Below are 21,820 nucleotides of genomic sequence, written 5' to 3' on the forward strand. Positions count from 1 at the left end.
ATCGTGGGCTTTTATATTGAAATGACCTCGCCTTTTGGACAAGCTTACATTGTCGAGGAAAATCACCACATTACACATTTGCTATTTGAAAAAGATGAACTAAAACAGCTCCAGCAAGACGGCTTGGAGCTTCGCCGGACCGAAACGGAATTGTTGAAGGAGGCAAAGCGCCAGCTCGAAGAATATTTCAGGGGGGAGCGGAAGACGTTCACCCTTCCTCTCCGCCAGGATGGAACCCCGTTTCAGAAAAAAGTGTGGGAGGCGCTGCAGTTGATCCCGTACGGTGAATCACGGAGCTATTTAGATATCGCGTGCGCCGTCGGGAATCCGAAAGCGGTTCGCGCAATCGGCCAGGCCAATAAAAGAAATGCGCTGCCGATTTTGATCCCGTGCCACCGTGTCATCGGCAAAAATCGTTCTTTAACGGGGTACTCCGGAAATGAAACGGATAAAAAAGCGGTGCTGCTCGACATCGAAAATATTGCGTATAAGGGAAAATAATATACGAGCACGCCGTTTCTTTTTTTCGTCAGCGACATATAATTTTATTAAGTTAAAAATGTTGGTCTTGGTAAAAAAGGAGGACGAATAAGTGAAAACGAACCGCCCGAACAAAATAGCAGGATACGCGGAATTGTTCGTCAAGCTGCACGTGTTGACCGAAGAGCAGAAGAAAGACATCATCAAATCGATTAAAATCCGCTAAAGCGGCCTAAGTAAGGGCTTCAGCGGAAAACAGCGCTTCAATTTCTTCTTCAAACCTGTCTGTGATAATCCCTTTTTCCGTAATGATGCCAGAGATTAAATCGTGCGGCGTGATATCAAAAGCAGGGTTGAACACTGGCACCTCTTGCGGAGCTATTTGCGTTCCGTTTATCAGCCTGACTTCATCCGGATCGCGTTCTTCAATCGGAATGTTGTCGCCACATGAAATCGAAACATCAAAAGTTGACAGGGGAGCGGCGATAAAAAACGGGATTTGAAAGGCTTTGGCGAGGATTGCCAAGCCGTATGTTCCGATTTTATTGGCTGTATCTCCGTTTCTCGCGATCCTGTCCGCTCCGACAATGACGGCTGAAATGTTTTTTTCTTTCATCGTATGGGCAGCCATGCTGTCTGTAATCAGCGTCACGTCAATTCCCCCCTGCATAAGCTCCCACGCCGTCAGGCGCGCCCCTTGCAGGACAGGCCTCGTTTCACAGGCATAAATATGAAGGTCGAGGTCCTTTGTTTTGGCAAGATAAAACGGGGAAAGGGCCGTACCGTACCTGCTTGTCGCAATCGAGCCGGCGTTGCAGATGGTCATGATGCTGTCACCCGATTTGAACAAATGCAGTGCATTCTGTCCGATTTGCCGGCACGTTTCTTCGTCTTCAACCTGGATCTGAATGGCTTCATGGATCAGATTTGTTTTTGCTTCATTGACCGATTTTGCGTCCTCCGCACTTATTACCAGCCGATTGAGAGCCCAGGATAAATTGACGGCTGTCGGCCTTGCCTGATTGAGTTCATCTTTGATTTTTCCGAGTTCCACCAGAAACGCGGAAACGTCAGATGTATTGATGCTTTGTGCGCAAAGGGCGAGTCCGAAGGCGGCTGTAATGCCGATGGCAGGTGCACCCCTCACTTTCAGCGTTTGAATCGCATCATAGACGTCTTCTTTTGTTGTGAGGTGCAGGTATTCCGTCTTTTCGGGAAGCTTTTGCTGGTTCAGAATTTTTACCGATGCTTCTTCCCATTCGACAGAGCGGGGCACCGCAAATTGTTCAGGCATGTCATTCACTCCTTAAGTGCGTTCCGAAACGCTTCAATCAAGTCTTTTGGCGTCCGGAAACCACTGCGTTTTTCTATGAATGCTGCGCCTATTTTAAGGGCGAGCTTTTTTTGGCTGATTCTCCGGGAAAACGGAACGATTGTTTCAAGGTCCGCCACATGGGCAAGGCCGATCGTCCGGCGGATCATTTCGCAGCCGGCAAAGCCTGCTGCGTCTTCAAACGCCTGCTTCAGAACTGATTCAAGGCGTCCTTTCTCATTTTTGCAAGCGTCAAGAGCATCGTTTTCCCATGCTTCGCTGAATGTCCGGCTGAACGTATGCCAGACGGTCTCGACATGGCGGTATAAAGGAGCCCGCCTGTTTTCTTCGCGGGAAAGCGCGTGCAGCAGCAGGTTGGCGATAAACTGTCCAATGTCAAACCCGATCGGGCCGAAAAACGCAAATTCAGGGTCGATGATTTTCGTTTCGGCTTCTTCACTTGCGAAAATGCTGCCTGTATGAAGGTCGCCGTGGATCAGCGTTTCCTCTGCAGACAAAAAGCGCTGTTTCAGTTTTGCCGCTTCAATTTTTAATGCTTCATTGCGCCAAAGATCTTCCGCTTCATCGCGAAGCTCTTCTTCGAAATCGTTTGTCTCATGATCAAAGAAAGGGTCTGTGAACACAAGGCTTTCTGTAATATCGCACAGATCCGGATTCGTAAACTGCTTCACAAGCCGCCCTTTAACTGTTGGGTCAAGTGCATATTCAGACGAGTAAAAATGTGTTTTTCCAAGGAATTCTCCGATGTCTTCCGACAGGTGCGGATAATCCTTCCCGTCAATCAGTCCTTTTCTGGCGATTTCCAAGTGAGAAAGGTCTTCCAATACGGTAACGGCAAGCTCGGTGTCAGAATAGTACACGTTCGGGACAAGGTGCGGGACATGCTCGGCTTGGCGGATCAGCGCACTGCTTTCGATTCTCGCCCTGTCAAGCGACAGCGGCCAGCTTTCGCCGACGACTTTCGCATAAGGCACCGCCTGTTTGATGATCAGCCCTTTTTGCTGCTCTTTGTCATACACGCGGAAGACCAAATTCAAGTTTCCGTCCCCGATCTCCCGGCATGTCAGGGTGCTTTTGCTTGGAAAAAGCCCGAGGCGAACGGCCAGCGCGGCCGCGGAGCTTTCGGTCAAAGTTTCGTATGCTGCGGTTTTCGTTACGGTCATGTGTGATTCCCCCTAAATGTCGTTAACAATAAAAAAGCCTCTTTCTCATCGAGAGAAAGAGGCTGATTTGTCGCGTTCGCCTCTCTTATCTCTCAGAATTCAAAGTCTGATGGAATTAGCACCGTGCCCTAGCGGCGCAGAATTTCGCGCCCCATTTCACAATGGTATTACGGTCGGTTGCTGTTGGGGTCATTAGGCCAGTCCTTCACCCAACTCTCGATAAGAGAAATCAATATAAAATTTTGAAATTTCAGTTCGGTCAGTTGCTGAAAATGTTACCAGCATCTCAGTTTTCTTGTCAACACTTTTTTAATATAAATCTCTGCGAATGTCCTCAAAAACCGGAATTTGCCCCCGCGCTTTTTCAATGTCCCCGAGGTTGATTTCGGTCCTGATGACGGCTTCACCGCTCCCTGCTTCAGCGAGGGTGCGGCCGAGCGGATCAATGATGATGCTGTGACCCGCAAATTCGTTTGCCGGGTCACTTCCCGCTCGGTTGCAGGCTGCGACAAAGCACTGATTTTCAATCGCTCTGGCTTTTAAAAGGCTTTGCCAGTGATCGAGGCGGGCGAGCGGCCATTCCGCCGATACAAAGATGATGCCCGCACCTTCCTTCGTATGTTTTCTGATCCATTCCGGGAAACGGATGTCGTAGCAGATAAACCCCGCAGCCGGGATCCCTTCAAGCTCGAAGCTCCCGTCGCCTGAGCCCGCTGACAAATAGAGGTGTTCGTCCATCAGCTGGAAAAGGTGAGCTTTGCTGTATTCTTTGATCAAATGTCCGTTTTTGTCTGCGATGTACATGATATTGTACACACCGCTTTTTTTCTTAACGGCGACAGAGCCGCAAATGATATGGACACGGTTTGCTTTTGCCGTTTCCTGCAGCCATCTCTTCGTTTGCCTGCCTTCTTCATCTGCGATGGAGCCGAGATTTTTTAAATCATAACCCGTCGTCCACAGCTCGGGAAGGAGAAGAACATCCGCTTTCCGGCTTTCCTGTTCGATCAGCTGCTCCGCTTTTTTAAAATTTTCAGAAGGATTGCCGTATGCGATATCGAATTGCAGACATGAAATTGTCAGCTTCAATCTGGATCACCTCATTTTTTTCTTTACATTTTACATTTAACAATATATGATGATGGACTATCATTTCAAGAATTTTTCAAAAGCGGGTGAATCATATGAAATTTGAGCTTTCAGATGTGCTGAAACAGCTGCCTGAGCAGTTTTTCGCTTCCTTGGTGAAAAAGGTGAATGAAAAAATCGCCGCCGGCCATGATGTGATCAATCTCGGCCAGGGGAATCCCGATCAGCCGACACCTGATCACATCGTTGATACAATGGCGCAAGCCGTTCGCAACCCTGAAAACCATCAGTATTCCTCCTTTCGCGGCAGCCGTTCACTCAAGGAGGCGGCAGCCGCGTTCTATCGAAGGGAATACGGTGTAGAGCTCGATCCCGAACGCGAAGTCGCTGTATTGTTCGGCGGAAAAGCCGGTCTTGTCGAGCTTCCGCAATGTTTGTTAAATCCGGGGGATGCCGTGCTCGTTCCCGATCCCGGCTATCCCGACTACTGGTCGGGCGTTGAGCTGGCAAGAGCGAACATGGCAACGATGCCGCTTACAGCGGGCAATCAGTTTCTGCCTGACTACAGCCGGATTCCGAAGGAAGTGAAAGAAAATGCGAAGCTCATGTATTTAAATTATCCAAACAATCCAACCGGTGCCCAAGCCACGCCTGTTTTTTTCGAAGAGACTGTCCGGTTTGCCAAGTCAAACGGAATTTGCGTCGTCCACGATTTTGCCTACGGTGCGATCGGCTACGACGGCAAGAGGCCTGTCAGCTTTCTCGAAACGGAGGGGGCAAAAGACACAGGAATCGAAATTTACACGCTTTCCAAAACGTATAATATGGCTGGATGGCGGGTCGGGTTTGCAGTTGGCAACGCATCTGTGATCGAAGCGCTGAACCTTTATCAGGACCATATGTATGTCAGCCTTTTTAAAGCGGTCCAAGACGCCGCGGCAGCCGCGCTTCTATCAGACCAAGCGTGTGTCAAGGAGCAAAATGAGCGCTACGAAAAAAGGCGGGATGTATGGATTCGTGCGGTCCGCGAAATCGGTTGGCACGCGGATGCTCCGCAAGGTTCTTTTTTCGCCTGGATGCCTGTCCCTGACGGGTATACATCTGAGGCTTTTTCCGATCTGCTTCTCGAAAAAGCGAATGTCGTCACAGCGCCCGGCATCGGCTTCGGCAAATACGGAGAAGGCTATGTGAGAGTCGGCCTCTTGACAAGCGAAGAGCGGCTCCGGGAAGCGGCTTCGCGCATTGCCAAGCTGAATATATTCAAAAAGACCGGCCACAGTCATTGACAACCGGGAAAAACGATGGGATAATTCAAAATAATTTATAAAATCAATATTCTTATCAAGAGCAGGCAGAGGGACAAGCCCGATGAAGCCCGGCAACCGACTTTTTAAGCACGGTGCTAATTCTTGCAGCTGACGCTGAGAGATAAGGATTCGAACCTGAAATGCGAAACCTCTTTTAGCTAAAGCAGCAAAAGAGGTTTTTTATATGCATGAAGCAGGAAGGAGCTACAGAATGAGTGAACTTTTGGCAACATATGTTTTGACAGATCAAGGATGTGACGCAGAAAAGCGGGCCGAGCAAATTGCGATCGGACTGACGGTCGGGTCGTGGACAGATCTGCCGCTCTTAAAGCAGGAACAGCTGAAAAAGCATAAAGGACGCGTCGTCAAGGTCGAAGAAACAGAAAGCACGCTGGGGGAAAAACAGACAACGGTCACCATCGCTTATCCGGAAGCCAATTTTACAAGCGACATTCCCGCTGTGCTGACGACCGTTTTTGGAAAGCTGTCTCTCGACGGAAAAATCAAATTGGCGGATTTGGAGTTTTCGCAGTCTTTTAAACAATCATTGCCGGGCCCGAAATTCGGCGTATACGGGATCCGGAAAAAAATCGGCGAATTTGAAAGGCCTCTGTTGATGAGCATTTTTAAAGGCGTCATCGGCCGCGATATGGAAGACTTGAAGGAACAGCTCAGACAGCAGGCGCTCGGCGGAGTGGATTTGATCAAGGACGATGAAATCTTATTCGAAACAGGCAGTGCCCCCTTTGAAAAACGAATCACGGAAGGAAAAAAAGTGCTTGAGGCAGCTTTTGAAGAAACTGGGCGCAAAACGCTGTATGCCGTCAACCTGACGGGCAGGACAATGGAGCTGAAATCGAAGGCGAGAAAAGCAGCCGAGCTCGGAGCCGATGTGTTGCTGCTGAATGTGTTTGCCTACGGGCTCGATGTTTTGCAAAGCCTTGCGGAAGACGACGACATCCCGCTGCCGATCATGGCGCACCCGGCAGTAAGCGGCGCACTCACTTCGTCGCCGCATTACGGTTTTTCCCATTCGCTTTTGCTCGGCAAGCTCAACCGGTATGCGGGTGCTGATTTCAGCCTGTTCCCTTCACCGTACGGAAGCGTTGCTCTGCCGAAGCAGGATGCGCTTGCCATATATGATGAATGCACGAAGGAAGACGTTTTTAAACCGACATTCGCCGTTCCGTCGGCCGGTATTCACCCCGGCATGGTGCCGCTCTTGATGAAAGACTTCGGCATTGACCATATCATCAACGCAGGCGGGGGGATTCACGGTCATCCAAACGGAGCGGCAGGCGGAGGAAGAGCGTTTCGGGCGATCATTGATGCCGTCCTGGAAGCGGAGCCAGTCGAAGAAAAAGCAAAGCGTTCTCCCGATTTGAAGCTCGCCCTTGAAAAATGGGGAAAGGTTGAGGTTTCCGTATGAGGCAGCCGCTTATCATTTGCGATTTTGACGGAACCATTACAACGAACGACAACATCATCAGCATTATGAAACAATTTGCTCCAGAAGAGTGGCTCGCTTTAAAAGACGGGGTTCTGTCCAGGGACATATCGATTAAGGACGGGGTCGGCAGAATGTTTCAATTGCTGCCGACAAGCCTGAAAGAAGACATTATGGAATATGTAATGAAACAAGCCGAGATCCGCCCCGGGTTTACAGAGTTTGTCTCTTTCCTGGATGAGCAGGGTCTTCCGTTTTACGTCGTGAGCGGAGGGATGGACTTTTTCGTCTATCCACTGCTTGAAGGCATTGTCGAAAAGGAACGCATTTACTGCAATGAGGCCGGCTTTTCAGGGCGCAATATCGAGATCCGCTGGCCGTATCCGTGTGACGGCAGCTGCGGAAATGAATGCGGCTGCTGCAAGCCTTCTATCATCCGCCGGCTGAAAGGCTGGGACGATTTTGTTGTCATGATTGGGGACTCTGTTACAGATGTTGAAGCTGCCAAATGTTCCGACTTGTGCATCGCGCGCGATTATTTGCTGCGGGAATGTGAGGGACTCGGCCTGAAGCATGCGGGATTCGGCGATTTCCGTGATGTAAAGCGAATACTTGAAGAGACCGCGGAGGTGAAAGAATGGACCCTGAGCAAAAATGGCACGAACTTGCCGAGGTAAAAAAAGAGCTTGCGGAAAGGGATTGGTTCCCTGCGACAAGCGGCAATCTGTCAATCAAAGTATCAGAAGACCCGCTGCGATTTCTCATCACAGCAAGCGGAAAAGATAAGCGAAAAGCATCCGCGGAGGATTTTCTGTTGGCGGACGAAGAGGGGAGACCGGCGGAGACCGGACATACGCTGAAACCGTCAGCGGAGACGCTGCTGCACACCCGTGTCTATCAAAATACAAACGCGGGCTGCTGTCTTCACGTCCATACGATTGACAACAATGTCATCTCAGAGCTTTACGCAAAAGAAAAGCAAGCGACATTCAGAGGCCAGGAAATCATAAAGGCGCTCGGTCTTTGGGAGGAAAATGCGGAGGTTGCGATCCCGATTATCGAAAACAGCGCTCATATTCCGGATTTGGCGGCGGATTTTGCCGGACACCTTTCAGGCGATTCAGGGGCAGTGCTGATTCGCAGCCACGGCATTACCGTCTGGGGAAAAACGGCATTTGAGACAAAGCGGATGCTTGAAGCGTATGAATTCCTGTTCAGCTGGCATTTAAAACTGAAAGCTTTGCAGGCTTACCACGTTAATTAAAAAGGGGGAGAAAGCATGGCGACAATTCGAATCCATGATGAACAAAACACGACCATTGAAAAGCAGGAAGAAGTAGAACAATTTCTAAAGGGGCAGGAGGTCATTTATGAAAAATGGGATATCACAAAGCTGCCGGCCGGCTTAAAAGAAAAATACGATTTGACCGATGAAGAGAAACAGGAGATTTTAGACGTCTTTGCCGCTGAAATCAAAGACATTTCAGAACGCCGCGGCTATAAAGCGAGCGATGTCATCTCGCTTTCCGACCAAAATCCGAAACTCGATGAGCTCTTGAAAAATTTCAAACAGGAACATCATCATACAGACGATGAAGTCAGATTTATCGTCAGCGGCCACGGCATCTTTGCGATAGAAGGAAAAGACGGCACATTTTTTGATGTCCTCTTAAATCCGGGAGATTTGATCTCCGTTCCTGAAAACACCCGCCATTATTTCACGCTTCAGGAAGACCGAAAAGTCGTGGCTGTCAGAATCTTTGTGACGACAGAGGGCTGGGTGCCGATTTATGAGAAAGAGAGTGTGAGCCGATAATGAAAAAGCGTCCGTGTGGACGCTTTTTTATTTGTTTCTGTCATAAAGGGCCTTGATGTGGCCTTCATGAAAGGAGAGATGCTGTTTTTCATTTTGATAGTATTGAAGACGGTCAAATACAGAGCCGGTGTGAAGCTCGAACTTATGGCCGTCCGGATCTGAGAAATAAATTGAATCTTTGTCGCCTTCATGCCGTTTTCTGCCCTTTAGCACGTTTACACCTAAATCGCGTAATTTCTTTTCCCAGAACGGCAAATCTTCCTGTTGAATCGAAAAGGCGATATGGGTGTAAGAGTCGTGGATTTCCTGTCTCTTAATGTCTTTCTCTTCGTTTAATGCGAGCCAGATGCCGTTCAGGTCAAAATAAGCGGTTTTCTCGGCCTTTACGAGCCACTTGGCATCAAACACCTTTTCATAGAATGAAATAGAGACGGACAGGTCAGAGACTGAAAACAAGAGATGATTGATACCGAGAATATTATTGTTTGCCATTGCCGTTTATTCCTCCCGTTAGATGTATTTCAAATCCGTCCAGCTCTTTGGTGATTTGCCTGAATAGAAAAGCGAGCACAGCCGCGTCATCAAGCCAGCCGACACCTGCGAGAACATCGGGAATCAAATCGATCGGAGACAGCACATAAATCAATGCCAGCGCGGCCAGTAAAATCGTTTTTTTCGGGAATAAGGGGAAGTCTCCCTTTCTCCAGGCTCTAAATGCCTTGAAAAACAATAAGAGGCCTGAATACGCTTCTTTCACGGCAAAGATGGTTCGGAGCCTTGACACTGGTTTTTTCATCATTTAGACCTCCTTCTATCCTCATGAACTCTTTTAAAGGTGTTTGCCGTATTTCATCGAGGGGTATTACACCTTTAATTCCACAATTCTATTATACTCGATTTCAAAATAATTTTTTGAGAAATAGGTTTACAAAATAAGTATAATCTGTAATAATGCTCAAGTACGCAAAATCTGGATGGTTCTAAGAAACGATATGTCGGTAAGGGGTGAAGCGTATGCAAAATTATGTTGAAAAAGAAGCATTGCTCGTTTCCATCAGCAAGAAGCGGCAAATGATGGTTGAAGCCGCTGAAATCTATGGATTTACAGGGGATGAAACGATCAGGCGGAGCCAGGAGCTGGATCAATTAATTTATGAATATCAAAAACTGTCTATGAATGAAAATGCGTCGGACCATCTGCTGCAGGATTTTTTAGGCTGCATCGACTGTCTGACCGTTGAAAAATATACGGCATAGTGACTGAACGAAAAAGAGCTGCCGTGAAAGGCAGGCTCTTTGCAGGAACGGGGAAGCCTCAGTCAACCTGTTCCTTTGAAGTCGGCAGCGTAATCGTTACAGTCGTTCCTTTATGCTGTTCGCTTTCGATCTGAATGGTTCCCCCGTACATGGAAATGATGCGCTTGCACACGACAAGGCCGAGTCCGGTTCCCTTTTCCTTTGACGTGACAAAAGGCTGGAAAATACTCTCCATCATTTCTTTTGGAATGCCTTCTCCGATATCCTTCACAATAATTTGCGCCTTCTCTTGATGATGTTCGATTTGAATGAGCAGCTTTCCGCCGTTTTTCATCGATTCAAGAGCATTTTTGGCGACGTTCAAGACAACCTGCTTAATATGATCTTTTTTACAATACACATAAGCCGGGTCTTCTCCACAGTCTTGAAATTCCACTTCCACATTATATAAATTTGCCTCAGAATGAATAATCGGCATGATTTCGTCAATCATTTCATTCATGGCGTTAAGCTGCCACTGCTCTGCCGTCGGCTTTCCGAGCACGAGAAACTCGCTGACAATCTGGTTGATCCTCCGGATTTCCTGGTCGATGATTGAGAAATACATTTGATCTTCTTTTGATTGATATTTTTTTTGCAGGAGCTGGATAAAGCCGCTGATACCTGTCAGCGGGTTTCTGATTTCATGAGCGGTGCTCGCTGCCAGGGTGCCGATTAATTCGAGCTTCTGGGCTTCATTTTGGGCGCGCTCCTGCTTGGTCCGCCGCTTCAGCAGCACATACTGGAGCATGAGGAACATAATATTCAGCAGAATGAAAATACTTAAAAATGACAGCAGAAGACTGTGAACGATTTCATCAAGCTGGACCGGTTCCGGATAAACTTCAAGCTTCCAGTCGATCTGATCCAAAAAAGCATCGACGGTGCCGCCGTCCGGCTTCTCAGGAGGAGAATGGCCTGCTGTAAAGACAATCTGATTCTTCTGGTTGAGAATTTTGATATAAAGCTCAGGGCTCAGGACGTTCATGATATTTTTCAGATAATCGACGCGGATCGAAGCCAGCAGAAAATTTGTCGTTCTGCCTTCGCTGTCATAGACAGGAGTAAAAATATTCAGCTCCAGCCTGTCCGACACTGTATGTATATCGTCTGTGATCACGGATTTCTTTGATTTTTCCGCTTTTTGCAGAATGTTCTTGTATGAAACCTTCTTTTTTTCTTTGACGGGAGACGTGCTCACCATGACATCGCCGTCTTTATTTAAAAGGTATAAAGCCGAAAAACGCGGTTCTTTTTTATACGTTTCCGTCAGGATTCGTTTGATATGCTGCTCATTAACAGGGTGGTTGAGGGCCGTGGCAAGGGAGCTGAGCCTTGCTTCTGTTTCGCCGATCAGGTAGTTGATTTGGTTGCGGTGAATATTGAGCATGAGAGTCGCAGTCTGACGGTGCTTTTCAGTGATATTTTCTCGTTCTTGTTCGTATACAAAAAAGCTTATAATGAAGGCGGGGATCATCACCAAGATCAAATAAAGCCTGACTTTCTTCCATAGATTTTTCAAATTGCGCATATTTTTACTCTCTCCCAATCGGTACAGGAATAGGGGTATTATATCACTAGTGAGAGCCGATTTATAGAAAAGATAACCAATACCGTGAAAATAGGACACAATACCGGGGAATTTCCGGATATATCTATTTGATGTTCGATTCCTACTCATCATAACATGGTTTGAATGTTAACAGTTGACATTTTCCTCATAGTTTATTAATGTTTTCCTGTAGTTGTTTCTTTGGAGATGAGAGATATGAGTAATAGAGAACAGGAACAGTCCTTGAAATTATTTATTGTATTATCTCGAGCGTACAGATCCATTAATGATCATATGAATAAACATATTCATCATCATGGTCTGAATCCAACCGAGTTTGCCGTTTTAGAACTCCTCTATCATAAAGGGGATCAGCCCCTTCAACAAATAGGGGATAAGATTCTACTGGCGAGCGGGAGTATTACATATGTGGTTGACAAGCTTGAGCAAAAGGAGCTGATCGCGAGAAGAGCCTGTGCGACCGACCGCAGGGTGACCTATGCGCAAATTACAGATAAAGGCACCAAGCTCCTGGAGAAGATTTTTCCGGGTCATGCAGAAGAGCTTCACCACATGATCAGCGTGTTAAGCGATGAGGAGAAAGAAGCCTGCATCGAAATGCTGAAAAAAGTCGGACTGAACGCAAGAAATATTTATAAGGGCAAAGAATAAGGAAGCTGCCAAAAGGCAGCTTCCTTATTCTTTTTTATTCAAGTTTTCCTGGCCGATCGGCAGGATGAGGATTTCAACGCGTCTGTTTTTCCTTCTTCCTTCTTCGGTGTCATTTGAAGCGATCGGTTTAAATTCTCCGTAGCCTTTCGCGCTGAATATCTTGGCGTCAAGCTTGGGATTTTCGATTAAAAGCCCCATGAAATTGACTGCCCGCATCACGCTTAAATGCCAATTTGATTTAAATTGAGAATTTCGAATCGGCACATTGTCCGTATGTCCGCTGATTACGATATTGCGGGGCGGATTCAAGACGAGAAGGTCGGATACTTCCTTGGCCAGCGGAATGTCCTGCTGGCGGATCTCCGCTTTTCCGGAATCAAAAAAGATATTATCCTCGATGGAAAGGAGGAGGCCTTCGTCTGTCAGCTTCGTATTGACCTGTTTTTCAAGACTTTTCTCTTTAATAAACCGGTTGACCTGCTCCTGAATTTTTTTCAGCGACTGCTTGTCTTTTTCTTTTTGATCTTGAGAGAGATCTTTTGCTTGGTCAGGGCTTTTTCCATCTTCGGTTGTGCTCGTTTTCGGCTCGGTGAAGCTGGAATAATCCATCATTCCTGTTCCGCCGGTAAATACGGCATTGAATGATTTAGACAGCATATCAAACTTCTTGGCGTCGATCGAGCTCATGGCAAACAGTACGATGAACAAGGCCAAAAGCAGTGTCAGCAGGTCGGCATATGGGATGAGCCAAGACTCATCCACGTGTTCTTCATGGTCTTTTTTGTGCTTCTTTTTTCTAGCCATTGCTGCTGTCTCCTTTGTCTCCTTCTGGGATGACGATGCTGGAGCGTTCGCTTGGAGAGACATACATCAAAAGCTTTTGTTCAATGACTTTTGGCGCTTGGCCTTCCAAGATCGAAAGGATGCCTTCAATCATGACTTCGCGGACTTTGACTTCCTGTTTGGATTTCCGCTTTAATTTATTGGCAAAAGGATGCCATAGTACATATCCGGTGAAGATCCCGAGAAGGGTCGCGACAAAAGCGGCGCTGATCGCATGTCCAAGCGCTTCAGTGTCGCTCATATCCGCAAGCGCTGCGATCAGTCCGACAACAGCGCCCAAAACGCCGAGTGTCGGCGCGTATGTGCCCGCCTGGGTAAAAATGCCCGCTCCGACTTGATGTCTTTCTTCCATTGCTTCAACTTCTTCAGTTAAAACGTCCCTGATAAATTCGGCACTTTGGCCGTCTACTGCCATGCTCATGCCGTTTTTCAAAAATTCATCATCGATCTCATTCAAATTTGCTTCCAAAGCGAGAAGTCCTTCACGTCTTGCGATTTGCGCCCACTCGGAAAACATCGGGATCAATTCGTTGATTTCGATCATCTTCTTCTCTTTGAACAAGATGCCGAAGAGTTTGGGAACCTTTTTGATCTCGCGGATTGGAAAAGCGATCACAACTGCTGCGATTGTCCCGACAAGGATGATCAGCCATGCCGCGGGATTGACGAGAACGGAAGGGCTGACACCTTTCATGACCATGCCGACACCTACTCCGATGATAGCTAAGATGATTCCAATTAACGATGTTTTGTCCATTTTTTCACCAATTCCTTTAACTAACTTTTCTATCGTTAATATCGGTGTTGCGTGATAGGAACTTTAGGGTGTTTCTTAAATTGTTTCAAAATCATGGTGAAAAGGGACTTTAGGGTTATTTAATGTTAAAAAATAGAATTTTTGTGATCCTTACGTTGTATGTAAAGCGGCCTCCGCAATCGGAGGCCGTTATGTGTGTTATGCGGTTGGTTTCACCAAGATTTCATCGTTTTCAACGATAACCGCAAAACCGTTGATATGTTCTTCTTCAAGCAGCAGATCGGTCATTTGATCTTCGACTGCTGTTTGAATGGTTCGTCTTAATGGGCGGGCGCCGAAGGCCGGATGGTATCCGATTTCAGCAATTTTTTCTTTTGCTTCATCTGAAACTTCAAGCGTCATGTTTTGCTCTTTTAACGTTTCTTCAAGCTCTTCCAGCAAGAGAGTGACGATCTTGACCAGATCTTCTTTTTCGAGCGGCTGGAACTCGATGATGCTGTCAAATCTGTTCAGGAATTCCGGCTTAAAGTAGCTGCTTAGGGAATCGATCATTGATTGTTCGCCCATTACTTGTTCTTCCCGGTTAAAACCGACGGTTGTCCGCTTTTCAGATACTCCGGCATTGCTTGTCATAATGATGACGGTATCTTTAAAGCTGACCGTCCGTCCCTGGCTGTCTGTCAGACGTCCGTCTTCCATGATTTGCAGGAACATGTGCTGAACATCGGGATGGGCTTTTTCGATTTCATCAAGCAAAACGATGCTGTACGGGTTCCTCCGGACTTTTTCGGTGAGCTGTCCGGCTTCTTCGTGGCCGACATATCCAGGAGGTGAACCGATCAGCTTCGATACGGCGTGTTTTTCCATGTATTCGCTCATATCGAGGCGGATGACGGCATCCTTCGTGCCGAACAGTTCTTCCGCAAGCCTTTTAGAAAGTTCTGTTTTACCGACACCTGTCGGGCCGACGAACAGGAATGAACCGACTGGCCTGTTTTTTGATTTCAGGCCGGCGCGGCTTCTTTTGACGGCTTTTGCCACTTTTTTTACCGCTTCTTTTTGACCGATCACGCGGCTTGAAAGGTTTGCTTCAAGCTCTTTCATTTTCTTCTGATCGTCGTGCTGAAGCTTGCCGACCGGAATGCCGGTTTTTTGTTCGATGATCGCTTGAATGTCTTCAGCTTTAACGGTTGCCCGTTTTTCTTCCGCATGGTTTTCCATTTTTTTGTGCAGTGCTTCTTCTTCATCGCGGAGCTTTGCTGCAAGCTCATAGTTTTCTTCCTGCAGCGCTTTAGCTTTTTCCGCTTCGATTTCTTTCAGGCGTTGGGAAGCTTGTTCACCGCTGACCGTGTCGATTTTCAAGTTCGCTTTTGAACCGGCTTCATCCAAAAGGTCGATCGCCTTATCGGGAAGATGACGGTCCTGAATATAGCGGCTAGACAGAACGACGCAGGCTTTGATCGCTTCATCCGTGTAAGTTACATCATGATACGCTTCGTATTTTTCTTTCAGCCCGTTTAAAATCGCCGCGGTCTGCTCAATTGTCGGTTCATGCACCATGATCGGCTGGAAGCGCCGCTCTAATGCTGCATCTTTTTCGATTTGGCGATATTCTTTCAACGTCGTCGCGCCGATGACTTGCAGTTCGCCTCTGGCAAGCGCAGGTTTTAAAATGTTGCCGGCGTCCATGGAGCCTTCGGCAGAGCCTGCTCCGACAAGAAGGTGAATTTCGTCAATAAACAAGACCGCGTTTTTGCGTTCTTTCAGCTCTTTCATCAGCTGTTTCATTCTTTCTTCAAATTGTCCTCTGATGCCGGTGTTTGCTACGAGGGAAGCGACATCAAGCAGGTAGAGTTCTTTGTTTTTCAATTTATTTGGAACATCGCCTTCGGCGATTTTGAGAGCAAGTCCTTCAGCAACGGCTGTTTTACCAACGCCCGGTTCACCGATTAAGACAGGGTTGTTTTTATTTCTGCGGTTTAAGATCTCGATTACACGGGCCACTTCATCATCGCGGCCGATCACCGGATCGAGCAAGCCTGTCTTTGCGGCATTCGTTAAGTTGACGGCAAGTTCATCGAGCAAGCCTTTTTTGGCAGCGGTTTGCGTCTGCGCTTGTGATGGCTGGCTGAAGAAAGAACCTCCTCCGCCAAAAAAATGATTTCCTGAAAACATAGAAGGCTGAGTCAGCTCTTTATAGCAGTCTTCACATAAATCCATTTGCTTTTTTGTAAAGTTGATTTGCATGTTCAGGCGAATCGTCGCCTCATTTTTTTGACAATGTTGACAACGCATTTGCCAAAACCCCCTTTATTGAATTTGACCTTTTTTGACCAATTGACTTTGAAAAAATGGTCTGTAGTTTGACCATTTCTGACTATTAGTATACATTGACCTTCTTTGACTTTCAAGTTCTATGCTTTTTTCTTTTTGTTCCTGAATGAGAAGTTGTCCTTCTTTTTAAAGGACATGGCTCATATGGTGTAGAAAGGGAATTCGTTTACGGAGGAGTCGTATGAGTCAATCACATGGATCAGCCTTTCAGCTGGCATTTGTTTATGTAGGAACGGTCGTCGGAGCCGGATTTGCAACTGGAAGAGAAATCGTCGAGTTTTTTTTAAGATTCGGCTGGCCGGGGTTAGCCGGAATTTTGATCAGCGGACTGATGTTTACATTTCTCGGCGCAAAAATGATGCTGATTGCGGTCAGAATCAATGCCAAATCTTATCAGGAGCTGAATCAATATTTATTCGGCCATACGCTCGGGAAATTTGTCAATGTCTTCATGCTCGTGATTTTGCTCGGCGTGACGTCTGTTATGCTGTCCGGAGCGGGGGCGATATTTGAGGAACAGCTCGGCTTTTCAAACCAAGCGGGGATGATTGCGACGATTGCCTTGAGTCTGTTTGTCATGATGAAGGGCGTTAAAGGGATATTCGGCGTCAATGTCATTGTCGTTCCGCTGCTGCTTCTGTTCACAGTCATCGTCCTGTTCGATTCGTTTATTTTCAGAGGGCCGGAGATCCACAATTTGGCGGCATTCTCGGCGGCAAAACCCGATTGGATTTTATCCGCTGTTTCGTACGGCGCTTTTAATTTGTCGCTCGCACAGGCGGTTCTCGTGCCGATAGCTTCTGAACTGAAATCTGAACGGCTCATTATAAAAGGAGCATTAATCGGAGGGTGTCTGCTTACCCTTGTGTTGATCGCGAGCTTTCTGTCTCTTTCAACATTGCCTGATGTCCTGTTATACGAAGTTCCGATGGCACAGGTTGTATTCATTGTCCAACATTCTGTCCATATCATCTATCTGTTTATCATTTTCGGGGAAGTCTTCACATCGGTCATCGGCAATTTATATGGTCTTGAAAAGCAGATTAATGAATATCTTCATATGAAAAGCCTGTATGTATTTATGTTCATCCTGCTGACAATCTACTTGACGGGACAAATCGGCTACGGAAAACTGATATCGACCATTTATCCTTTGTTCGGCCAGCTGAGCCTCGTCTTTATATTCTTTTTGATCGTCAAAAGGGTGCCTGAGCGTTGAATGGCAGGCATTGCACTTGGCGAAACATGCGATTTGTGATAAGATGGCGAAGGAAAATTGAAACAAAATCCGCTTGAAACTGCGGGAGAGGTTCTAGCAAAACCCTCTATAAAAAACTAAGGAAAGCTGTATCCTTGGGGTATGGCCTTTTTTATTGTTTTTTTGCTAGAACACTTTTCTCACAGAGAAAGGTGTTTTTTCGTTTAGATATCAGTGAATCTCTTCTTTTATGAAATACTGACGGAAAGCGGAGAAGGAGGAATTATGAAACAGGAAAAAGCGATCGTCGTATTCAGCGGCGGTCAGGACAGTACGACTTGCCTTTTGTGGGCGCTTCGGCAATTTCAGGAGGTGGAAGCGGTCACCTTCCAATATAATCAGCGGCACCGAGAGGAAATCGAAGTCGCGAAAAAGATCGCTGAAAAGCTTGGCGTCAAGCATCACCTTCTTGATATGGAACTGTTAAATCAGCTCGCGCCGAATGCTTTGACAAGGGATGATATCGAGATTGAGGCGAAAGAAGGCGAACTTCCGTCCACTTTTGTTCCGGGACGCAACCTCGTGTTTTTATCGTTCGCTTCGATCCTCGCCTACCAGGTCGGCGCGCGGCACATCATAACAGGTGTATGCGAGACGGATTTCAGCGGCTATCCGGATTGCCGGGATGAGTTCGTCAAATCCTGCAATGTCACTGTCAACTTGGCGATGGAGCGCCCGTTTGTCATCCACACGCCGCTGATGTGGCTGAACAAGGCGGAAACGTGGGAGCTCGCCGATGAGCTTGATGCGCTTGATTTCGTGAAAAACGAGACGCTGACGTGCTACAACGGAATCATTGCCGACGGCTGCGGCGAATGCCCGGCCTGCAAGCTTCGGGCGAATGGCTACAATGAATATATGAAAATGAAAAAGGAGCGAGCTTAACAGTGCTTACACAAATTTACCCGCAACCAAGCCATCCTTACTCTTTTGAACTAAATAAAGATATGCAGATGTCAGCCGCGCATTTTATTCCGAGAGAGGATGCGGGCGCATGCAGCAGAGTCCACGGCCATACGTATACAATCAATATCACGATTGCCGGGGATGAATTGAATGAATCAGGATTCCTTGTCAACTTCAGCACCATTAAAAAATTGATCCACGGGGAATACGATCATACGCTTTTAAATGACCATCAGGAATTTTCGGGTGAAAGCGCGGATCGGATCCCTTCGACAGAAGTGGTGGCGAAAACGATTTACGATAAAACAGAGGCTTATTTGAAAGATCTCAAAAACCGTCCGCATTGCGTTCAGGTGTTTGTCAGGGAAACGCCGACAAGCTATGTCGTCTACCGTCCGAAACCGGGTGTTCACAATGGCTAAGCCGATTCCCGTACTTGAAATTTTCGGTCCGACGGTTCAGGGAGAGGGGATGGTCATCGGGCAAAAAACGATGTTTGTCAGAACAGCCGGCTGCGACTATTCGTGCAGCTGGTGCGATTCAGCTTTTACCTGGGACGGTTCGGCGAAAAAAGACATCAAATGGATGACCGCGGAAGAAGTATACGAATCTCTTAAAGACATCGGCGGAAACGCCTTCTCGCACGTTACGATTTCAGGAGGCAACCCGGCGCTTTTAAAACAGCTGGACGGACTGATTTCCCTTTTAAAAGAAAACGGTATACGGACAGCGCTTGAGACGCAAGGGACGTTTTATCAAGACTGGTTTGCCGGAATCGATGATTTAACAATTTCGCCAAAGCCGCCGAGCTCCAATATGAAAACCGATTTTAACAAGCTTGATCATATTGTTGAAAAACTGAAAGAGCACGGTCAGGCGGCAGCGGCAAGTTTGAAGGTCGTCATATTCACGGCGGAAGACCTTCAATTTGCAAAGCAAGTTCACCAGCGTTATCCTGATGTCCCGTTCTTTCTCCAAGTCGGAAATGACGACGTTCATACAGAAGACCAAGAGCGGCTCGTCGAACGGCTGCTTCAAAAGTATGAACAGCTGGTAGAAGCGGTCACGCGCGACCCTGAATTGAACCGCGTCCGCGTTCTCCCGCAGCTCCACACCCTGATCTGGGGTAACAAACGAGGCGTTTGATTGAAGAAAGGAAGATGAATGATGACCACAAGAAAAGATTCAGAACTCGAAGGCGTAACCCTTCTTGGAAATCAAGGCACCAATTATTTGTTTGACTATTCTCCGGAAGTGCTTGAGTCTTTCCCGAATAAACACGAAAACAGGGACTATTTCGTGAAATTCAACTGCCCTGAATTCACATCCCTGTGCCCGAAAACCGGACAGCCCGATTTTGCCACGATCTATATCAGCTACATCCCTGATAAAAAAATGGTAGAAAGCAAGTCTTTGAAACTGTATCTCTTCAGTTTCCGAAATCACGGCGATTTTCACGAAGACTGCATGAACATCATCATGAACGATTTAATTGAGCTGATGGATCCGCGCTACATCGAAGTCTGGGGCAAATTCACCCCGAGAGGCGGAATCTCGATCGACCCGTACACAAACTACGGCAAGCCCGGTACAAAGTATGAAAAAATGGCCGAGTATCGGATGATGAATCATGATCTGTATCCGGAGACGATTGATAATCGGTAAGAGGTGCATCGCTGTGTGACCGAGACGCGTATTGTTACGCGTCTTTTTTGTTCGAAATTTCCACGAACAATTACAGCGTATTGGTCGAATGCTAGTCCGGGTATATGAAATACGATTCGAATTGTTAATTGAAGGGTAAAGAGGAGGAAACTTCGTCGTCACTCGCCTCGTTAACGTCTCCGCTTGTCAGTTCGTCGTTAACTGCGAATGCTCTAGCGTTCGGTATTTATCTGTTTTTAGTCTTGTTTGTTCATTAATTCGTGAAAAAATATAGCTTTGTCCTCCTGTTAAAAAGATGTTTTCTGTTTTTTTCTTTAAACATAAAAATTTAGTTATTCTGACTTTGAGGAGGGGATGGGAGGTATATACAGGAGAGACGAAGAGCGGCGATTAAAACATAGTGTCAAGAGCATGTCTCATTCTGACGTTTACACACAAATATGTAACGTGAAGATGTTGGAGAGCTTACGAAAGAAGCAATCGATCGTTATAGACGGGAGGAGCGTTGAAGTATTTGTAAAGGAAGGTTGGCACTGAGTCGGAATGGTATACGATAATCTTACCGTATTTTATCGACAGCTGATAAGAAGTTTATTACGATGTTTAACGTTAAGAAACTGTAGACATGAAAAAGCGCCCCAATGCGGGGCGTTTCTTACGTTTGCTTGCGGGTAGCGATTTGATATACGCCGTCAGATTGGTCGGTTGCTGAAACAACGCTAATGCCCATCGTTAATATCGCGGCGGCTAAAATGGGAATAACGAGCTTTTTAATACTCATATAAACACTCCCCTTTTTTAATTTGTGTTTGCGCATACATCATTTTTTGAAGGAACTCGATTGAGTTTCTGTGGTCTTTTCTTTCAAGGTATTGGTTGGAGACTTCAAGCGAAAGCTCTTCTATGTATGCAAATATTTTATTCTCCTCCAAGTATTTAAATACCTCTAAAATCTCTTCTTTATTCACAGAATAGATATATAAGGCCTCAAGATATTCAAATAGGGAAGTGAATAGGGTATCATTGAATTTTCGAGCCGTTTGTTTGCCAATACGAAATATCTCGATTGCGCGCTCGTAGTTTTTCTGCTTAAAAAGAAGTTGAGTGAAGTAATACAATGATTGTGGTAGGTTGTTATATTCTTCTTTTAGGTTAATCTCTACGGCTTTTTCAGCATATTCAACCGCTGTATCAATGTCCCCCATACATTCATGACAATCGGCTATATTGAAATAGGCAGAACTAATAAGTCTTTTATTGTTAATCTCTATCGCTAATTCGAGTGCGTTTTCCAGGTGGGGTAAGGCTTTGTCGTGGCACATTAAATCGTCATAGTTACCCGCGATTATAAATAAACATTGGATTTTACGGACTTTGTAGAGTTCGTGATTATTATATATTTTAAAGGCTCTTAATATATGATACATGGACACATGCGTCTGTTTCATGATGTAGTACGCTTCAGCCATTTTAAAGTGAAACTCGGCTTGTTCTATAACATCAGTAATGATAGATAGCTGCTTTTCTGCATTTCGATAAAACTCTATCGCTTTGATGTACTGTTTTTTCTCGAATTCATACATGCCCCTAAAGAAAAATGAGTAGTAACTAAGGAGGCCATTTAAATCTCTTCGAGGCTCCTCGATTTGGGCCAACAATTCGTGTATTGATTGTCCTTGTTTTCTTTTGTTAGTAGGTTCTAAATATTCTAACATTAATTGATGTCTAAAACACATCAACTGATAGTAAAGGAGTAAGTCCTGATCCTCTTCCATTTGATTAATTTCTTTCTCTACTTCTTCTTTTAAAGCCTCTGCATCCGGTACACTAAACTCTCTTATCATTTTATACCATTCGTGGATTTTCACTCCGACTTTTGACGAGGGTATTAACTGTTTCACT

General features: G+C 46.2%; 25 protein-coding genes and 3 riboswitches. Of the genes, 14 read left to right on the forward strand and 11 right to left on the reverse strand.

Features of this window, described 5'->3' with window-relative positions; all coding sequences use genetic code 11:
* The first annotated feature begins 3 nt into the window (after positions 1–3).
* On the forward strand, positions 4–501 hold the full coding sequence (locus MHH76_RS07655) for a methylated-DNA--[protein]-cysteine S-methyltransferase (RefSeq protein WP_020451134.1): 498 nt from the start codon (positions 4–6) through the stop codon (positions 499–501).
* 91 nt (positions 502–592) lie between these two features.
* Positions 593–706 carry a hypothetical protein gene (locus MHH76_RS07660; protein WP_023857319.1) on the forward strand — a complete coding sequence of 38 codons (114 nt, stop codon included), beginning with the start codon at positions 593–595 and terminating at the stop codon, positions 704–706.
* Positions 707–712: 6 nt separating this feature from the next.
* Here MHH76_RS07660 and mtnA read toward each other — a convergent pair whose 3' ends face one another.
* The 3 genes from mtnA to MHH76_RS07675 all read right to left on the reverse strand — a co-directional run bounded on the left by mtnA (position 713) and on the right by MHH76_RS07675 (position 4,065).
* A complete protein-coding gene (gene mtnA, locus MHH76_RS07665) occupies positions 713–1,774 on the reverse strand; it encodes an S-methyl-5-thioribose-1-phosphate isomerase (RefSeq protein ID WP_020451135.1) in 1,062 nt (353 codons plus the stop codon).
* A 5-nt stretch (positions 1,775–1,779) separates the two neighbouring features.
* On the reverse strand, positions 1,780–2,976 hold the full coding sequence (mtnK, locus tag MHH76_RS07670; RefSeq protein WP_020451136.1) for an S-methyl-5-thioribose kinase: 1,197 nt from the start codon (positions 2,974–2,976) through the stop codon (positions 1,780–1,782).
* Between the two features lie 82 nt (positions 2,977–3,058).
* Positions 3,059–3,202: riboswitch (SAM riboswitch) on the reverse strand.
* Positions 3,203–3,285: 83 nt separating this feature from the next.
* Positions 3,286–4,065, reverse strand: a complete 780-nt coding sequence (locus MHH76_RS07675; protein ID WP_020451137.1) for a carbon-nitrogen family hydrolase — start codon at positions 4,063–4,065, stop codon at positions 3,286–3,288.
* Between the two features lie 95 nt (positions 4,066–4,160).
* Here MHH76_RS07675 and MHH76_RS07680 point away from each other — a divergent pair, with 95 nt between their 5' ends.
* From MHH76_RS07680 to MHH76_RS07700, 5 genes are all read left to right on the forward strand, one after another.
* Positions 4,161–5,351 carry a pyridoxal phosphate-dependent aminotransferase gene (locus tag MHH76_RS07680; RefSeq protein WP_020451138.1) on the forward strand — a complete coding sequence of 397 codons (1,191 nt, stop codon included), beginning with the start codon at positions 4,161–4,163 and terminating at the stop codon, positions 5,349–5,351.
* Positions 5,352–5,400: 49 nt separating this feature from the next.
* Positions 5,401–5,500: riboswitch (SAM riboswitch) on the forward strand.
* Between the two features lie 83 nt (positions 5,501–5,583).
* Positions 5,584–6,801, forward strand: a complete 1,218-nt coding sequence (gene mtnW, locus MHH76_RS07685) for a 2,3-diketo-5-methylthiopentyl-1-phosphate enolase (protein ID WP_025810283.1) — start codon at positions 5,584–5,586, stop codon at positions 6,799–6,801.
* Positions 6,798–7,496, forward strand: coding sequence for a 2-hydroxy-3-keto-5-methylthiopentenyl-1-phosphate phosphatase (gene mtnX, locus MHH76_RS07690; protein ID WP_025810285.1), 699 nt, complete (start codon positions 6,798–6,800; stop codon positions 7,494–7,496). Before mtnW ends, mtnX begins: the two co-directional genes overlap by 4 nt.
* Positions 7,457–8,083, forward strand: a complete 627-nt coding sequence (locus MHH76_RS07695; RefSeq protein ID WP_023857315.1) for a methylthioribulose 1-phosphate dehydratase — start codon at positions 7,457–7,459, stop codon at positions 8,081–8,083. The genes mtnX and MHH76_RS07695 overlap by 40 nt, the downstream gene beginning before the upstream one ends.
* A gap of 15 nt (positions 8,084–8,098) precedes the next feature.
* The gene (locus tag MHH76_RS07700) at positions 8,099–8,635 is read left to right on the forward strand and encodes a cupin domain-containing protein (protein WP_020451142.1); all 537 of its coding nucleotides are present in this window, start codon (positions 8,099–8,101) and stop codon (positions 8,633–8,635) included.
* Between the two features lie 27 nt (positions 8,636–8,662).
* Here the strand turns inward: MHH76_RS07700 and fosB are convergent, their stop codons facing one another.
* Positions 8,663–9,127, reverse strand: a complete 465-nt coding sequence (gene fosB, locus MHH76_RS07705; RefSeq protein WP_020451143.1) for a metallothiol transferase FosB — start codon at positions 9,125–9,127, stop codon at positions 8,663–8,665.
* Positions 9,114–9,431 carry a YkvA family protein gene (locus MHH76_RS07710; RefSeq protein ID WP_023857313.1) on the reverse strand — a complete coding sequence of 106 codons (318 nt, stop codon included), beginning with the start codon at positions 9,429–9,431 and terminating at the stop codon, positions 9,114–9,116. Before MHH76_RS07710 ends, fosB begins: the two co-directional genes overlap by 14 nt.
* A 218-nt stretch (positions 9,432–9,649) precedes the next feature.
* Here MHH76_RS07710 and MHH76_RS07715 point away from each other — a divergent pair, with 218 nt between their 5' ends.
* The gene (locus tag MHH76_RS07715; protein WP_020451145.1) at positions 9,650–9,892 is read left to right on the forward strand and encodes an aspartyl-phosphate phosphatase Spo0E family protein; all 243 of its coding nucleotides are present in this window, start codon (positions 9,650–9,652) and stop codon (positions 9,890–9,892) included.
* Positions 9,893–9,950: 58 nt separating this feature from the next.
* On the opposite strand, the gene MHH76_RS07720 is transcribed toward MHH76_RS07715, so the two are convergent.
* Positions 9,951–11,462: a PAS domain-containing sensor histidine kinase gene (locus MHH76_RS07720; RefSeq protein ID WP_020451146.1), complete on the reverse strand. Its 1,512-nt coding sequence runs from the start codon at positions 11,460–11,462 to the stop codon at positions 9,951–9,953.
* A 237-nt stretch (positions 11,463–11,699) separates the two neighbouring features.
* Here MHH76_RS07720 and MHH76_RS07725 point away from each other — a divergent pair, with 237 nt between their 5' ends.
* On the forward strand, positions 11,700–12,155 hold the full coding sequence (locus tag MHH76_RS07725; RefSeq protein WP_020451147.1) for a MarR family transcriptional regulator: 456 nt from the start codon (positions 11,700–11,702) through the stop codon (positions 12,153–12,155).
* A gap of 24 nt (positions 12,156–12,179) precedes the next feature.
* Here MHH76_RS07725 and motB read toward each other — a convergent pair whose 3' ends face one another.
* The 3 genes from motB to clpE form a co-directional block, all read right to left on the reverse strand.
* The gene (gene motB, locus MHH76_RS07730) at positions 12,180–12,959 is read right to left on the reverse strand and encodes a flagellar motor protein MotB (protein WP_020451148.1); all 780 of its coding nucleotides are present in this window, start codon (positions 12,957–12,959) and stop codon (positions 12,180–12,182) included.
* Positions 12,952–13,755, reverse strand: a complete 804-nt coding sequence (motA, locus tag MHH76_RS07735; RefSeq protein WP_020451149.1) for a flagellar motor stator protein MotA — start codon at positions 13,753–13,755, stop codon at positions 12,952–12,954. The genes motB and motA overlap by 8 nt, the downstream gene beginning before the upstream one ends.
* Positions 13,756–13,953: 198 nt before the next feature.
* The gene (gene clpE, locus MHH76_RS07740) at positions 13,954–16,050 is read right to left on the reverse strand and encodes an ATP-dependent protease ATP-binding subunit ClpE (RefSeq protein ID WP_025810290.1); all 2,097 of its coding nucleotides are present in this window, start codon (positions 16,048–16,050) and stop codon (positions 13,954–13,956) included.
* Positions 16,051–16,270: 220 nt separating this feature from the next.
* Here clpE and MHH76_RS07745 point away from each other — a divergent pair, with 220 nt between their 5' ends.
* From MHH76_RS07745 to queF, 5 genes are all read left to right on the forward strand, one after another.
* Positions 16,271–17,308 (forward strand): transporter YkvI, encoded by a 1,038-nt coding sequence (locus MHH76_RS07745; RefSeq protein ID WP_020451151.1) that lies wholly within the window; start codon positions 16,271–16,273, stop codon positions 17,306–17,308.
* Between the two features lie 81 nt (positions 17,309–17,389).
* Positions 17,390–17,434: riboswitch (PreQ1 riboswitch) on the forward strand.
* A gap of 138 nt (positions 17,435–17,572) precedes the next feature.
* Positions 17,573–18,232, forward strand: coding sequence for a 7-cyano-7-deazaguanine synthase QueC (gene queC / locus MHH76_RS07750; protein ID WP_020451152.1), 660 nt, complete (start codon positions 17,573–17,575; stop codon positions 18,230–18,232).
* A gap of 2 nt (positions 18,233–18,234) precedes the next feature.
* Entirely contained in the window at positions 18,235–18,675 is a 441-nt protein-coding gene (gene queD, locus MHH76_RS07755; protein ID WP_023857309.1) for a 6-carboxytetrahydropterin synthase QueD, read from the forward strand.
* The gene (gene queE, locus MHH76_RS07760) at positions 18,668–19,399 is read left to right on the forward strand and encodes a 7-carboxy-7-deazaguanine synthase QueE (protein WP_025810293.1); all 732 of its coding nucleotides are present in this window, start codon (positions 18,668–18,670) and stop codon (positions 19,397–19,399) included. Before queD ends, queE begins: the two co-directional genes overlap by 8 nt.
* A gap of 21 nt (positions 19,400–19,420) precedes the next feature.
* The gene (gene queF / locus MHH76_RS07765) at positions 19,421–19,918 is read left to right on the forward strand and encodes a preQ(1) synthase (protein WP_009328607.1); all 498 of its coding nucleotides are present in this window, start codon (positions 19,421–19,423) and stop codon (positions 19,916–19,918) included.
* A 655-nt stretch (positions 19,919–20,573) separates the two neighbouring features.
* Here the strand turns inward: queF and MHH76_RS07770 are convergent.
* Complete coding sequence (locus MHH76_RS07770; RefSeq protein WP_023857307.1) at positions 20,574–20,699, reverse strand: hypothetical protein; 126 nt, start codon at positions 20,697–20,699, stop codon at positions 20,574–20,576.
* Positions 20,689–21,819, reverse strand: coding sequence for a tetratricopeptide repeat protein (locus MHH76_RS07775; RefSeq protein WP_268441291.1), 1,131 nt, complete (start codon positions 21,817–21,819; stop codon positions 20,689–20,691). Before MHH76_RS07775 ends, MHH76_RS07770 begins: the two co-directional genes overlap by 11 nt.
* Position 21,820 lies beyond the last annotated feature (1 nt).

It is taken from the genome of Bacillus sp. FSL L8-0193, assembly GCF_037976065.1.
In the GTDB taxonomy this organism is placed as follows: Bacteria; Bacillota; Bacilli; order Bacillales; family Bacillaceae; genus Bacillus; species Bacillus paralicheniformis.

What these genes read in the sequence shown, in the direction of transcription:
- mtnA (WP_020451135.1), bottom strand. Translation starts at nt 1,774, where the DNA reads ATGCCTGAACAATTTGCGGTGCCCCGCTCTGTCGAATGGGAAGAAGCA.
- mtnK (WP_020451136.1), bottom strand. Translation starts at nt 2,976, where the DNA reads ATGACCGTAACGAAAACCGCAGCATACGAAACTTTGACCGAAAGCTCC.
- MHH76_RS07680 (WP_020451138.1), top strand. Translation starts at nt 4,161, where the DNA reads ATGAAATTTGAGCTTTCAGATGTGCTGAAACAGCTGCCTGAGCAGTTT.
- mtnW (WP_025810283.1), top strand. Translation starts at nt 5,584, where the DNA reads ATGAGTGAACTTTTGGCAACATATGTTTTGACAGATCAAGGATGTGAC.
- mtnX (WP_025810285.1), top strand. Translation starts at nt 6,798, where the DNA reads ATGAGGCAGCCGCTTATCATTTGCGATTTTGACGGAACCATTACAACG.
- MHH76_RS07695 (WP_023857315.1), top strand. Translation starts at nt 7,457, where the DNA reads ATGGACCCTGAGCAAAAATGGCACGAACTTGCCGAGGTAAAAAAAGAG.
- MHH76_RS07700 (WP_020451142.1), top strand. Translation starts at nt 8,099, where the DNA reads ATGGCGACAATTCGAATCCATGATGAACAAAACACGACCATTGAAAAG.
- fosB (WP_020451143.1), bottom strand. Translation starts at nt 9,127, where the DNA reads ATGGCAAACAATAATATTCTCGGTATCAATCATCTCTTGTTTTCAGTC.
- MHH76_RS07710 (WP_023857313.1), bottom strand. Translation starts at nt 9,431, where the DNA reads ATGAAAAAACCAGTGTCAAGGCTCCGAACCATCTTTGCCGTGAAAGAA.
- MHH76_RS07715 (WP_020451145.1), top strand. Translation starts at nt 9,650, where the DNA reads ATGCAAAATTATGTTGAAAAAGAAGCATTGCTCGTTTCCATCAGCAAG.
- MHH76_RS07720 (WP_020451146.1), bottom strand. Translation starts at nt 11,462, where the DNA reads ATGCGCAATTTGAAAAATCTATGGAAGAAAGTCAGGCTTTATTTGATC.
- MHH76_RS07725 (WP_020451147.1), top strand. Translation starts at nt 11,700, where the DNA reads ATGAGTAATAGAGAACAGGAACAGTCCTTGAAATTATTTATTGTATTA.
- motB (WP_020451148.1), bottom strand. Translation starts at nt 12,959, where the DNA reads ATGGCTAGAAAAAAGAAGCACAAAAAAGACCATGAAGAACACGTGGAT.
- motA (WP_020451149.1), bottom strand. Translation starts at nt 13,755, where the DNA reads ATGGACAAAACATCGTTAATTGGAATCATCTTAGCTATCATCGGAGTA.
- clpE (WP_025810290.1), bottom strand. Translation starts at nt 16,050, where the DNA reads ATGCGTTGTCAACATTGTCAAAAAAATGAGGCGACGATTCGCCTGAAC.
- MHH76_RS07745 (WP_020451151.1), top strand. Translation starts at nt 16,271, where the DNA reads ATGAGTCAATCACATGGATCAGCCTTTCAGCTGGCATTTGTTTATGTA.
- queC (WP_020451152.1), top strand. Translation starts at nt 17,573, where the DNA reads ATGAAACAGGAAAAAGCGATCGTCGTATTCAGCGGCGGTCAGGACAGT.
- queE (WP_025810293.1), top strand. Translation starts at nt 18,668, where the DNA reads ATGGCTAAGCCGATTCCCGTACTTGAAATTTTCGGTCCGACGGTTCAG.
- queF (WP_009328607.1), top strand. Translation starts at nt 19,421, where the DNA reads ATGACCACAAGAAAAGATTCAGAACTCGAAGGCGTAACCCTTCTTGGA.
- MHH76_RS07770 (WP_023857307.1), bottom strand. Translation starts at nt 20,699, where the DNA reads ATGAGTATTAAAAAGCTCGTTATTCCCATTTTAGCCGCCGCGATATTA.